This is a genomic window from Pseudomonas sp. Wu6, from assembly GCF_019891515.1.
In the GTDB taxonomy this organism is placed as follows: Bacteria; Pseudomonadota; Gammaproteobacteria; order Pseudomonadales; family Pseudomonadaceae; genus Aquipseudomonas; species Aquipseudomonas orientalis_A.
The window spans coordinates 1-12735 of sequence record NZ_JAFLXH010000014.1; the positions used below are offsets into that span (position 1 = coordinate 1).

At 54.0% G+C, this 12735-nt stretch carries 10 protein-coding genes and 1 pseudogene; all 11 read right to left on the reverse strand.

The genetic code is table 11. From position 1 onward, the window contains the following. Positions 1–77 (reverse strand): annotated as a pseudogene (locus tag J1G34_RS11955) (NAD(P) transhydrogenase subunit alpha); the annotation flags it as partial. Positions 78–92: 15 nt separating this feature from the next. Continuing rightward, positions 93–1214, reverse strand: a complete 1122-nt coding sequence (locus J1G34_RS11960) for a Re/Si-specific NAD(P)(+) transhydrogenase subunit alpha (RefSeq protein ID WP_122462751.1) — start codon at positions 1212–1214, stop codon at positions 93–95. Positions 1215–1750: 536 nt separating this feature from the next. After that, positions 1751–2449 carry a pirin family protein gene (locus J1G34_RS11965; protein ID WP_058422021.1) on the reverse strand — a complete coding sequence of 233 codons (699 nt, stop codon included), beginning with the start codon at positions 2447–2449 and terminating at the stop codon, positions 1751–1753. A 256-nt stretch (positions 2450–2705) separates the two neighbouring features. Further along, on the reverse strand, positions 2706–4286 hold the full coding sequence (locus J1G34_RS11970; protein WP_222994098.1) for an aldehyde dehydrogenase (NADP(+)): 1581 nt from the start codon (positions 4284–4286) through the stop codon (positions 2706–2708). A 90-nt stretch (positions 4287–4376) separates the two neighbouring features. Then, positions 4377–6131 carry an FAD-dependent monooxygenase gene (locus J1G34_RS11975; protein ID WP_222994099.1) on the reverse strand — a complete coding sequence of 585 codons (1755 nt, stop codon included), beginning with the start codon at positions 6129–6131 and terminating at the stop codon, positions 4377–4379. A 153-nt stretch (positions 6132–6284) separates the two neighbouring features. After that, a complete protein-coding gene (gene mhpT / locus J1G34_RS11980) occupies positions 6285–7544 on the reverse strand; it encodes a 3-(3-hydroxy-phenyl)propionate transporter MhpT (protein ID WP_122560649.1) in 1260 nt (419 codons plus the stop codon). Between the two features lie 177 nt (positions 7545–7721). Then, positions 7722–8741 carry a 4-hydroxy-2-oxovalerate aldolase gene (gene dmpG, locus J1G34_RS11985; RefSeq protein ID WP_130138018.1) on the reverse strand — a complete coding sequence of 340 codons (1020 nt, stop codon included), beginning with the start codon at positions 8739–8741 and terminating at the stop codon, positions 7722–7724. A gap of 10 nt (positions 8742–8751) precedes the next feature. Continuing rightward, the gene (locus tag J1G34_RS11990) at positions 8752–9687 is read right to left on the reverse strand and encodes an acetaldehyde dehydrogenase (acetylating) (protein WP_017138689.1); all 936 of its coding nucleotides are present in this window, start codon (positions 9685–9687) and stop codon (positions 8752–8754) included. A 32-nt stretch (positions 9688–9719) separates the two neighbouring features. Then, positions 9720–10514, reverse strand: coding sequence for a 2-keto-4-pentenoate hydratase (gene mhpD, locus J1G34_RS11995; RefSeq protein ID WP_122462748.1), 795 nt, complete (start codon positions 10512–10514; stop codon positions 9720–9722). A 111-nt stretch (positions 10515–10625) separates the two neighbouring features. Beyond that, a complete protein-coding gene (locus tag J1G34_RS12000; protein ID WP_017138687.1) occupies positions 10626–11495 on the reverse strand; it encodes an alpha/beta fold hydrolase in 870 nt (289 codons plus the stop codon). Between the two features lie 72 nt (positions 11496–11567). Next, positions 11568–12515: a 3-carboxyethylcatechol 2,3-dioxygenase gene (locus J1G34_RS12005; protein WP_065896227.1), complete on the reverse strand. Its 948-nt coding sequence runs from the start codon at positions 12513–12515 to the stop codon at positions 11568–11570. Positions 12516–12735: the final 220 nt, after the last annotated feature.

Sequence of the window (12735 nt, forward strand, 5' to 3'; positions counted from 1 at the left end):
ACCACGTGGTAACCGACATAAATCGCCAGCACAAAGATGATCAGGTTGTAGATACCGGGGGAGATAAGCTCTTCCATCGTCTGAATCCCTGCTTAGGCGTTTTTGCGGATGGCTTGGCCGTCGCGGCACATCAGGCACGCGGCGACGATGTCGTCTTCGAGGTTGATTTCAAACTGCCCTTCCTTGGTGAAGACCAGCTTCAGGAAGTCCAGCAGGTTGCGCGCATATAAAGCAGAAGCATCGGCGGCGACGGCACCGGCCAAGTTGGTCGGGCCGCAAATGGTCACGCCGTTTTCCACCACGACCTGGTCGGCGACGGTCAGCGGGCAGTTGCCACCTTGGGCAGCGGCGAGGTCGATGACCACCGAGCCCGGTTTCATTTGTGCGACGGTTTCGGCACTGAGCAAGGTCGGGGCTTTGCGGCCCGGGATCAGCGCCGTGGTGATGACGATGTCCGCTTGTTTGGCGCGTTCATGCACGGCCAAGGCCTGACGCTGCATCCAGCTCGACGGCATCGGGCGTGCGTAACCGCCAACACCGACCGCGCATTCACGCTCTTCATCGGTTTCGTAGGGCACGTCGACGAACTTGGCGCCGAGGGACTCGATCTGCTCTTTTACGGCAGGGCGCACGTCAGACGCTTCGATCACGGCGCCCAGGCGTTTCGCCGTGGCGATGGCCTGCAGGCCGGCGACACCCGCGCCGAGGATCAGCACGCGCGCGGCTTTGACGGTGCCGGCGGCAGTCATCAGCATCGGCATGAAGCGTGGGTAGTGATGGGCTGCCAGCAACACCGCTTTATAGCCGGCAATGTTGGCCTGTGACGACAGCACGTCGAGGCTTTGGGCGCGCGAGGTGCGTGGCGCAGCTTCGAGCGCGAAGGCGGTAATGCCTCGCTCTGCCAGCTTGGCGATGGTTTCGTTGCTGAACGGGTTGAGCATGCCCACCAATACGGTGCCGCTTTTGATCAGCGCCAGTTCGCTGTCGCTGGGAGCAACCACCTTGAGAATCAGCTCGGCGCCAAACGCTTCGCTGGCGCTGCCAATAGTTGCGCCTGCCGTTTCATAGGCACCGTCGACGATGCTGGCGGTAATGCCTGCGCCGCTTTGAACAGTGACCTTATGGCCCTGGCCGATCAGCTTCTTGATGGTTTCCGGGGTGGCAGCCACCCGCGTTTCACCCGTCAGAGTTTCGAGAGGAATACCGATTTTCACGTATATCTCCATACCAAGATAAGAACGCACCATGCGGCTGGATGAGCAGCCACCGCGTAGATATCTTCTGGTTTAGGTGAACGGGGCTAGAGAGGAAGCAGAGGCCTGGCTAGGCAAATATTTTCGAGGGCTTGCGGGGGGCTGCTCGATCGACCTTTCGTGCGAAGTGCTGAGGTTATGCAACGCTGGCTCAGCGTTCCATAAAGCAGAATACACAGTGGAGAACTTTACTGATGTCGTGAGTAAGCAGCGAGCGTTGTGAGACGTCATCTGTAGACACCTTGTACGGCGCAGTTGGAGCGCTCTAGGTTCTCTCTGAAACGCATGAAAAGACGATCCACTCACAGGAGTTGTGTGGGGTACTGAACCGAGTCCGTTGTCCCGCGAGTGAGACAATCCTTAGCTAAGGAGGATCAGATCAGCCTATCTCTCATGCAATCTATTATTTTTATGCGCAGTGATGATGCACTACTAATATTCTAGCATGCAAGTACAAAAGCTGACCCTGTATGACACGATTTCGGCGGCGACCTATTTCACGCAATGTCCACCATTACGACTTCGCTGTGCTCAAGAGCATTGAAGTCCAGGAGGCTTTCATCTCTAACGGCCGCACCATCGCCCTCCTTCAGAATTTTATCATTCAACTTCATGCTGCCCTTGGCCACGACCAAATATGCTAAGCGAAGAGGGTCGATTGCATAGCGGGCGCTCTGGCCCTCTTGCAGCGTTGCTGCAACAAGACGCGCGTTACAGCGAATAGGCAACGCGTCCCCGTCCCCTTCGAGCCCACTGGCCAAGGTCACGAAACGCCCTGCTGAAACACCCTTAGGAAACGGACGTGTCCCCCAAGATGGCGGCATACCGGCCTGGTCTGGCTGGATCCATATCTGGAAGGTCTTGGTGACACCTGGCTCAAGATTGTATTCACTATGGGCGATACCAGTGCCGGCACTCATGACCTGGACGTCTCCAGCAACCGTTCGCCCTCTGTTACCTAAGTTGTCCTGGTGGGTAATCGCCCCTTCGCTAACGTAGGTTATGATTTCCATATCCTTGTGGGGGTGAGAAGGAAAGCCTGAATTGGGCGCAATTATGTTGTCGTTCCAGACAAGCAGGCGCCCCCAGTTCATGCGATTAGGATCGTAGTAGCTCGCGAATGAAAAGTGATGTTTCGCGTTCAGCCACCCGTGGTGATCGCTACCAAGTTGATCAAATGGGCGCAGCTCTATCATGTCTTTTCCCCGGGTTCAGGTTGGAATTGCCAGACATCATCCTTTCAAAAAAACACTAGAAAAAGCGCAAATTAGTGTCCAATTCGTCCAGTATTTTAGATAGTTCATGAAGTGAAGCCGCGTATGGCGTCGAGGTCAGGAAGATCGCTACCGGTCGGCTACCATGTATTCGTCATCTGCTTTAAGGATGGCGCCCAATCGCGGCACGCCAAGTTTGTAATCAGGCGTGCCTATGGGCTCAGAAACGCTTAAAATTCTAGATTGCGGCAGGTGACCAAACACCATCGACCAGACGATTTATGCCCAAAGGATTCGCATTTTTTAGCGCGTCAGGCAGAAGAGCATCTGGATAATTCTGATAGCACACTGGCCTCAGGAATCGATCTATGGCGGCCGTCCCTACTGAGGTTCCCCGAGCATCTGATGTAGCAGGGAATGGCCCGCCATGCACCATCGCATCGCATACCTCGACTCCCGTGGGATAGCCGTTAACAAGAATACGCCCCACCTTCTCTTCGAGCATTGGCACCAACCACTCATGCTCTGACAAGTCAGAACCTTCAGCGATCAGGGTGGCTGTTAGTTGCCCCCGAATCGCTTTTAAGACAGATCGCAGCTCATGAGTATTTGCAGCTTCCACCAATATAGTGGTCGGCCCAAATACCTCTTCCTGAAGTAAGGAATCGCCGTCTATCAACAGCGCCGCATCGGCCTTGAAAAGTTGGGCCTCAGCCACACCGGCGGCTTGAGGTCTACCAGCAAGATGCGTGACTCCTGAGTGGGCGTGCAGCTTATGGACGCCTTGGCTATAGCTGCTTAATCCTCCAGCGTTAAGCATGGTCTGGGCGGGAGCTTGGCTAAGCCGATGTACTAAATACTCAATGAAGCGCGAGAACTCTGGCGATTTCAAACCAATAACCAAACCAGGATTAGTGCAGAACTGCCCTGCCCCCAGCGTCACTGAATCACCAAGCTCATTGGCGATTGCTGCGCCACGGATCTTAAGTGCCTCAGGAAGTACGAACACAGGGTTGATGCTCGACATCTCGGCGAACACCGGAATAGGCTGGGCACGTTCAGAGGCAATCTTGCAGAGTGCGGTACCACCTGACAGTGAACCCGTAAAACCAACTGCTTGAACAGCCGGGTGCTTAACCAGGGCTTCGCCGACCCTTGAGCCGAAAATCATGTTGAAAACACCTTGAGGCATTCCGGTGCGCTTTGCCGCGCGCTCAATCGCGCACCCCACAAGATCGGCCGTGGCCATATGTCCGCTGTGAGCTTTTACGATTACCGGGCAACCTGCTGCCAATGCTGCAGCGGTATCACCACCGGCGGTCGAGAACGCCAGTGGAAAGTTACTTGCTCCAAATACCGCAACGGGTCCGACCCCAATTCGATATTGACGAAGGTCAACTCGAGGAGCGGGCTTACGCTCTGGCAAAGCACGATCGATACGAGCCCCGAGGTAATCGCCTCTACCTAAAAGTTTCGCGAACATCCGCATTTGATTGCTCGTACGAGCTCGCTCGCCCTGGATTCGCGCCGCAGGTAGTGCCGTTTCCCGGCTAACGATGGAGATGAAGTCATCGTCCAGGAAATCGAGCTCTTCTGCGATTGCTTCTAAAAACTCAGCCCTTCTAGATGGCAAAAGGTTTCGAAAAATAGGAAAGGCATCCTGAGCTGCACAGGCCGCTTCGTCCACCTCTTGAGGTGTTGCCTGGAAGAAAACGCAATCCAATTCCTCACCGGTAGCTGCTTCGATACTGCGTAATGAAGCAGCGCCTATACCACTGCGACTTCCTGCGATGAAATTCTTACCAACAATATGCTGCATACGATCGATCCCCTCACTGCCTCTTGCGACAGCCTTAAGCGTTAGGTCTGCGAAAAACTGATAAAAGGGGCACACTAGGCCCCTTCAAAATCAGGCTGTACCCAGGACTTTCTCCAAAGCACCCTGAAGTTGAGTAATCGCCCCCTCAACGCTCCAAACTGCCTCCGATTGACGCCATGCAATGTAGCCATCAGGGCGAACCAGGATCGCTCCAGCCTCGTCAATCTCTCGCACGCGCTGCCAATCGAAATAGGCGTCAGCAGTACCCTTTTCACCTGTCACGACTGTGCGTAGATAGGGAAGATTGAGTTCCTTCGCTGCACTGACCCAGGCCTGACCGGAAAGACCGGTGACCAGAGAGAATTTGCCCTTGCCTGTTACGTCAAGTGTTGACGTCCTCAGTCCGTTTTTATCGACGAGCCAGGCATGGGGAATCTTCGCACCAGGCCGAGTAGTCGCTTGCAGGAAGAGTTGTTTATCTTGAGCCCAAACCTCTTCACCGGCGGCCTCGTCAACAACAACTGCATCGGATTCATAGCGTTGATTCAGCTCTACGCCCTGAGCGTTGAACTCATATTCCTTGAGCTCGAGAGCCTTCTGAAGAAGCTCGCGAGTTTTCGCGCCTTCCGCAGTCGGTTCGCGCATACGCTTAAGCAATTTGTCGACGGTGTCCACGCCCTGGTTCATTTTGAAGCATTCTTTGAAAAGCCCGTAATCCGCTCGTGATTGGTTGGCCCGCGTGACAATTTGTTTTCCTACGGGTTGACGCTCAAGAGTGTAGGAGTCCAGCAGGGATTGATTCGCGTAGCCCTTAATGACGTAAGCCAGTTTCCAAGCAAGGTTGAAGCCGTCCTGCACCGAAGTATTCGAACCCAACCCGCTTGATGGCGGATGACGATGCACGGCATCACCGCCGCAATGCACCCGACCGTTGGAGTAGAAGGACGCGTATGCCTGATTAACGTACCAGGTGCTGTTCCTGACTATCTCTACTTCGAGTTCAGGATCACCCACAAGAGTACGGATACGCTGCAGAACATGTTCTGGTGAAAAATCAGGTTCGCCCTTCGCCATGTCGAAGCCCCAACCGGCGATCCATTGACTCCAAGGCTTGACCGCGCGAAGCAAGCCCATGCCAATCTCACCAAAGCCAGCAACAGGATTCGCAATCCACTGCAGCACACTCGGGCGATGGGCAACGTACCGGCTTAGATCGGCGTTAAAAACAACATAGGCAGTTCCTGCTCGAGCCATCTCCCCTTCGATAGGCAGGCCTATGTGCTCGACAATTTTCGAACGCGCGCCATCCGCTCCCACCAAGTAACGGACACGAATCGTGTACTCGCGCTCCGTGAGCAGGTCTTTGAGGGTGACCGTAACGCCGTCCGCATCTTGGACGTGATTGAGGTACTCGGTGTTAAACGAGAATTGCGCGCCACGCTCAGCGGCGTGTTGAACCAGAATAGGTTCCATGAGCGGTTGGACGATATCAGCCATTGGGCATGGGCTGCCTTTGATGTAATCGCCTTTGCGTGCATCACCTGACCCCCAGGATCTCATCCGAGCGATCTCTTCACCAGCCAAGCTGGTGGTGATTAGGGCGTCTCCCATTAGCTCCCACGGCGTCGCGTGTTTCTTGACTACATCTTCAACACCCAGGTCACGGAAGACCTCCATGGCCCGTTGATTCGTAATGTGAGCACGCGGGGAGTTGGCCAAGTAATTGAACATGGTGACAACTCGCACTCTTACTCCATAGGTGGCTAGAGCGAGTGCTGTGGTGGCGCCGGCAGGACCTGTTCCCACAACCAAAACGTCAGTATCGAAGTGCTGGGAATTGTTCATTATTGTTGTCTCCATTACGACAGGCTTGTAGTTATTGTCTGACTAGAGCATCTGGCCAATCCTGGGATCGACTTCAGGATTGGCAGCGATCAATCTGAGCCCTGATTTCTTGCATGCTAGCATGCAAGAGCATTAATCGTAAATCAGATTTATCTAGGTAGGAGCCTGAGTTTCTGATGATTGAACGACCGGTGTGTCCGAGTCCGGCGTCGCGAATGATGTACCACTTTTTACCACCGACAAATAGCAAAGAGATACAGCCGCCACCACTATCCCTGGCACACAGGAGAGCATCACACCGGCAGTGCCAGTGCCAAGAGCCAGCATTTTACCAGCGACCAAGGGCCCACTCATTGCACCTAGCCTGCCTATCGCCACGGCGGTCCCGACGCCGGTAGCTCTGCCCTTTACGGGATAAAATAAAGGTGCCAGGGCATACAACACACTTTGGCCTCCAGTGGTGAAAATACCCGCAAGAAAACCAGCCACAAGCATTCCGATCAGCGTAGTGGATACGTACAGCCCCATCAACGCTACGAGCATGCCTATATAGATGATGAGTGACATTACCCAAGTCGGCATTCTGTCCATCAACATACCGAGCATCAGCGTGCCGATTGTGGCGCCAAGCTGCATCGTGAGAACAACCCAACTGGCATTTTTGCCCGAGAATCCCTGAGCAACCAAAAGGCTCGGCAGCCAGTTGATCAAGATGTACGTCACCATCAATGTAAAGAAGAAGCTCGCCCACAGCAGTAACGTGGGTTTAGCATTGCCCTTTGCAAAAAGCAGCGTTGAAATCCTTAACGTATCCTGCATCGTTCCAGAAAAAGCTTTCGATTCGGGTAGGTAAACTCCTAGCAAAGGCACGATCAACAAAGGAACGATACCGCCGACATAGAAGACCAGTTGCCACCCTAAACCAAAATCGTTAACGCCAAACAGCGCAGCTCCGGCTGCCCCCAAGGGTACGCCGCAATACATCATGCTCACTGCGGTGCCACGAAACTTGGGACCAGCGACCTCTGAGGTCAATGCAATGAGATTGGGCAGAGAAGCTCCTAGACCGGCACCGGTGAGAAAACGCGCCGCAATGAGCGAGTTGAAGTCCCACGCTTCTGCTGTCACCAAAGAAAAAACACCAAATAGGGCGACAGAAGCCATGAGCACATACTTACGTCCATATCGATCCGCCAACCGGCCGCCCAAAAAAGCACCCGGTAGCATTCCCATCACACCCGCACTAAAAACCCAGCCCATATGGAGCTTGTCTATACTAAATGCAGACATCATTCCCTGGGCTGCAATCCCCGGAGCCTGAAGATCCAAACCCTCCATTAGGGCAACCATGAAGCAAAGTGCAATGGTGATGACGAGCCCGCCGCGGGCTGTGTTACTCGGTAGATTAGACATTACCTAACCTCCGGTGCGATGTAGCCGACACAGCTGTTTTTGCGAGACAAAGACGCGGTCGAAATAAAATGCGGTGCCGGTCTTTATCACCAATGAATGATTGGCAGACGTTCATATCAGTAACCCAATTGTTATTGTTGTCATTGAGCAAAAGGCCGCTTTAAAGGCGGCCGTTTTTTAACGCTTCAAGAGATCCAGAGCGACATCGACGATCATATCTTCCTGACCGCCGACCATACGGCGTTTGCCAAGCTCGACCAGGATGTCGATGGTCTTCAAGCCATACTTTGCGGCAGCCACTTCGGCGTGTCGCAGGAAACTGGAATAGACCCCGGCATAGCCCAGAGCCAGAGTCTCACGGTCGACACGTACTGGGCGGTCTTGTAGAGGTCGGACGATATCGTCTGCAGCATCCATTAAGGTGTACAGATCAGTGCCATGGTTCCAGCCCAATCGCTCAGCTGCCGCGATAAAAACCTCTAACGGCGCGTTGCCTGCGCCTGCACCCATACCAGCAAGACTGGCGTCGACACGGTCGCACCCCTCTTCCACTGCGGTAATGGAGTTAGCTACGCCCAGTGAGAGGTTATGGTGAGCATGCATCCCGGTGTGAGTCTCGGGCTTGAGCACTGCTTTGAAAGCACGGAACCGATCGCGGATATCCTGCATATTCATGGCACCGCCGGAATCAGCCATGTAAACGCATGTCGCACCGTAGCTCTCCATCAGCTTTGCCTGCTCGGCCAATTTTGCCGGCTCGATCATGTGGCTCATCATAAGGAACCCAACGGTATCCATCCCTAGCTCACGCGCAAACTCGATATGCTGCTTGGAAACATCCGCTTCGGTGCAATGCGTGGCCACGCGAACGACACGAGCGCCAGCGTTGTAGGCTGCCTTGAGGTCATGGACAGTCCCAATGCCTGGCAGTAACAGGGTCGCGATTTTCGCGTGGGTAATGACGTCAGCCGCAGCCTCAATCCACTCAAGGTCGGTGTGCGCCGCAAAACCGTAGTTAAAGCTTGAGCCCTGAAGACCGTCACCGTGCGCCACCTCGATGGAGTCGACCTTGGCTTTATCCAGCGCCCGGGCAATGTCCTGAACATTCTGGATGCTGTACTGATGACGAATCGCATGACTGCCGTCGCGCAGAGTAACGTCAGATATGTAGAGTTTTTTATTCAGATCGATGCTCATTGAATATTCCTCAGACGCTCGTCATTGAATGGGCCATGCGCTCTGCAGTTGCCAACGCGGCGGATGTCATGATGTCGAGGTTGCCCGCGTAGGACGGCAGGTAATGCGCAGCGCCTTCGACTTCCAGAAAAATGGAAATCTTGAGACCGTGAAATTTTCCTAGCCCAGGAATATTCAACGGCGCCTGTTCCGAGATTTCATCGAACTGAACCTTTTGCTTCAAGCGATAGCCCGGAACGTATGCTTGTACTGCAGCGACCATCTCTTCGACCGACGCTTCGATCTGGGCTTTATCCGCAGCTTCCGACAGAACGAAAACTGTATCTCGCATCATCAAAGGGGGCTCTGCCGGGTTCATTACGATGATGGCCTTACCGCGAGCGGCCCCACCAACAGCCTCGATAGCCTGGGAGGTGGTTTCAGTGAACTCATCGATATTCGCACGCGTACCCGGCCCAGCGGACTTACTAGCGATAGATGCGACGATCTCGGCGTAGTGAACCTTTGCCACTCGCGATACCGCCGCCACCATCGGGATGGTCGCTTGGCCACCGCAGGTGACCATGTTGACGTTGAGCGCATTTAAGTTCTGCTCAAGGTTCACAACGGGAATGCAATATGGCCCAATGGCGGCGGGAGTCAGGTCAATCAAGCGGATACCTGGCTTGATGCTACGCAGGAATGCATCGTTCTTCACGTGAGCGCCGGCACTCGTCGCATCAAAGACAAAATCGATCTCGGAAAATATCGGAAGCTTAGTCAGGCCTTCTACGCCCTCGTGCGTAACGACGACGCCTAAGCGTGCCGCTCGAGCGAGTCCGTCAGAATTAGGATCGATACCAACCATAGCGCCCATTTCCAGGTGCTTGGCATTACGCATGATCTTAATCATCAGATCCGTACCGATGTTGCCGGAGCCGACAATTGCCACTTTGAGCTTTTTCATGTTTTTTGCTCTCTCATCTCTTAGGTGCACAATCAACCAGCGCTGAATTCCACCGCTACATTACCGACACCGCTAATCGTTGCTTCGAACCGATCACCGGCAGCTACTTGCACCATCGGCCCTAGCGCCCCTGTAAGAATGATGTCACCTGCTTTCAAATGCTCACCAAGCTGAGCCATGGTGCGAGCTAGCCATACCGCAGCATTCAATGGATGTCCCAGACATTGCGCGCCGCTACCTATTGAAATTGACTCACCATTTCGGGTCATTTCCATTTGTGCTTCACGCAAATCCAAACTGTCCAATCGCCGTGCCGGGCCGCCCAACACAAAACTTCCACTTGAAGCATTGTCAGCCACCGTATCGACAAAACGGATGTTCCATCCTTGGATACGACTACCCACGATTTCGAGCGCAGGAAGCACCCAGCCGGTAGCTGCCAAGACATCTGCGAATGTGGTATCTACGCGAGGCAGGTCGGACTCCAAAATCAGAGCGATCTCAGCCTCAATTTTTGGCTGCAGCACGCTTTTGAAGGGAACGACTTCGTTATCGCCATAACACATGTCGGCGAACAACGTCCCAAAATCGGGTTGATCAACACCAAGCTGGGCCTGAACCTGTTTATTTGTTAAGCCGATCTTGCGACCGATGACCCGCCGACCAGCTGCAATGGCGTGGGCCACGTTCAATCGCTGAATGGCGTACGCCGCTTCCCGGTTATCAAGACCAATCTGATCACGTAGAGGCTCAATTGCCTCACCACTGCTTTCAGCCTGGCGCAAAGCTCCCGCTAATTGCTCTAGAGTCTGCTGGGTCACATTCATAAGACACCTCGTAATTGCGCGCTGTACGAATCACCCGATGCTGTGCGTGTGGGCATCGGGGTACTGGGTGTCGGGACTGAGGGAACCATAGTCCCTACACCAGGTAAGCGATTAATGGGTGAGGAAGTCCAAAACCATGCGGTTGAACTTGTCAGCATGCTCCCACTGCGCCCAGTGCCCGCAGTTGTTGAAAACGTGCAATTCGGAGTTCGAAATACCAGCAATCAAGCGCAGTCCGGTATCCATCGGGACGAAGCGATCGTTACGCCCCCAAATGACGAAGGTCTCGGCTTTGATTTCACCAAGGCGATGGCCGAAGTCTGGAAATTGCTTAGGGTTTGCGTCGATACTTTTGACAAAGTTGTCCAAGTGCTCGCGCTGGCTCAGCATATTATCCAGGCGGCCTTGGAATAGTTCGTCAGTCAGCGCACTGCTGTCGTAGACGAACACCTTCATCATTTTTTTGAGGTTCTCGATATTGGGCTCGCGGTAGACGCTCTGGATCAGCTTGATGCCCTCTGTGGGCATTGGCACGAAGGAACTCGCTCCACCAGTACCACCGCCCATCAAGACCAACTTGCCCACCCGCTCAGGGTTGTCCAACGCAAAAGCGACTGCTGTGTGGCCACCCATCGAATTGCCTACCAGGTGGACGCGGTCAAGCCCAAGTGCGTTGACAAACCCTTTAAGCGCAGCAGCATTAAGATGGGAGCGTGAGCCAGTGCAGACCACGGGATCGCTTTTGCTCCAGCCCGGACAGTCCATCAAAATGACGCGAAAACCTGCGTCTACAAACGTGTCGATGTTGCGATTGAAATTTGCCCAACCGCTGGCGCCAGGACCCGAGCCGTGGAGCATGATGATTGTTTCAGCCCCGTCACCAGCATCGTTATAGTGCAGTTGAAACTCATGTTCGCCTTCTTTGACGCGAACCAGTTTGCTGGTGTTTTCATTGGTGAAGGTTTGCTTGGCAGACGTCATCTCTTCTTCCTCATATGATCAGGAGATGGGCTCTTGCGATAAGACGCAGGAGAGGAAAAAACTCAAATTCGCTTAATCCGCGATTGGACGAGCGCTCAAAGCACCGAAGCCCGCAATCCACTCTGGGATCGGTCGGTAATAGCGGTTACTCGTTTGATAAGAGCCATAAGCCGTCATGGCGGCGAATGCAGCCACCCAGGCTTTGACCTCGTGAGTGGATTTGCCCGCTATGGCTGAGAGTTCGTCATCACCGATGCCATCAAGCTCATGCAAATCGCCGGCTTGAAGGGTGTCGAGAAAATAGCGATCCCATGTCGGGTTTAGCGGATGCAGGGAATTCTGATCATCGATAAAGAGCAGGGCCGCGTTGATAACCCGCTGCGTGCGCGCCTCCCGCTCATCTAGCGGCAGGTTCCTGCCTCCACCTAACAAACGCTCTCGTAAGTGCGAGTTTGCAGTTGCCAGCTCGGGTACCGGGGGCTGATGAGACAAACCGCCAGATCCCAGAAACAGAACACGCTTGTCGGTTTTGGCGGCATAAGCGCCCACTGCTTCACCGAACATTCGAACCCGCTGAAAACTCGGCATGGGGCGCGCAAGGCAATTGATGAAAATCGGAATCGTGGGATACCGATCTAACCCGCCTAGCAGAAAATCGAGTGGTTGGGCGAAACCGTGATCGACCTGCATGCGATAAGAAACTGCAGCATCTACTCCCGCAGCTAACACCGCAAAAGCGAGTTCCTCAGCTTCCCGAGCTGGCACTGAGATGACACCCGCAGCAGATCCAAAATCGCCGATGGCTTCTGCAGCAGTACCGATGCAAAAGGACGGCATGATGTCGTAAAAGAAACCGTTGTAATGGTCAGGAGCAAACAGGATTACAAGTTCAGGATCGAAAGCTTCGATCTGCTGACGGGCCGAATTAATCTCGGCATTAATTTCTGCCAGAACATCGGGGGAAGGGTCGACTAAGCCGACCAGAGGTGTGTGTGACAGACAGTGGAGGAAAACGCTCATAGCCATGCACCTTGTCATGCGCTAAAAAACCCGAAGGTTTTCGGCACACTAACGACGGCCCAAGTCGAATGCAGTGAAGGCTGCATCGATACCCTAAAAAGGGCGAGTAGCGCTCGTCGTCATGCGTACGCTTTTGTTGTTGGTGAAATCATCATGCCTACTCACATACTAGCATGCAAGAACAATATTAGCCTGAGGCGCTGGCATTTTCTCGTCAATG

Excerpts from the sequence above, each read along its gene's own strand:
- J1G34_RS11990 (WP_017138689.1), bottom strand. The coding sequence starts at position 9,687 with ATGAAAAAGCTCAAAGTGGCAATTGTCGGCTCCGGCAACATCGGTACG.
- dmpG (WP_130138018.1), bottom strand. The coding sequence starts at position 8,741 with ATGAGCATCGATCTGAATAAAAAACTCTACATATCTGACGTTACTCTG.
- J1G34_RS11970 (WP_222994098.1), bottom strand. The coding sequence starts at position 4,286 with ATGCAGCATATTGTTGGTAAGAATTTCATCGCAGGAAGTCGCAGTGGT.
- mhpD (WP_122462748.1), bottom strand. The coding sequence starts at position 10,514 with ATGAATGTGACCCAGCAGACTCTAGAGCAATTAGCGGGAGCTTTGCGC.
- mhpT (WP_122560649.1), bottom strand. The coding sequence starts at position 7,544 with ATGTCTAATCTACCGAGTAACACAGCCCGCGGCGGGCTCGTCATCACC.
- J1G34_RS11965 (WP_058422021.1), bottom strand. The coding sequence starts at position 2,449 with ATGATAGAGCTGCGCCCATTTGATCAACTTGGTAGCGATCACCACGGG.
- J1G34_RS12005 (WP_065896227.1), bottom strand. The coding sequence starts at position 12,515 with ATGAGCGTTTTCCTCCACTGTCTGTCACACACACCTCTGGTCGGCTTA.
- J1G34_RS12000 (WP_017138687.1), bottom strand. The coding sequence starts at position 11,495 with ATGACGTCTGCCAAGCAAACCTTCACCAATGAAAACACCAGCAAACTG.
- J1G34_RS11975 (WP_222994099.1), bottom strand. The coding sequence starts at position 6,131 with ATGAACAATTCCCAGCACTTCGATACTGACGTTTTGGTTGTGGGAACA.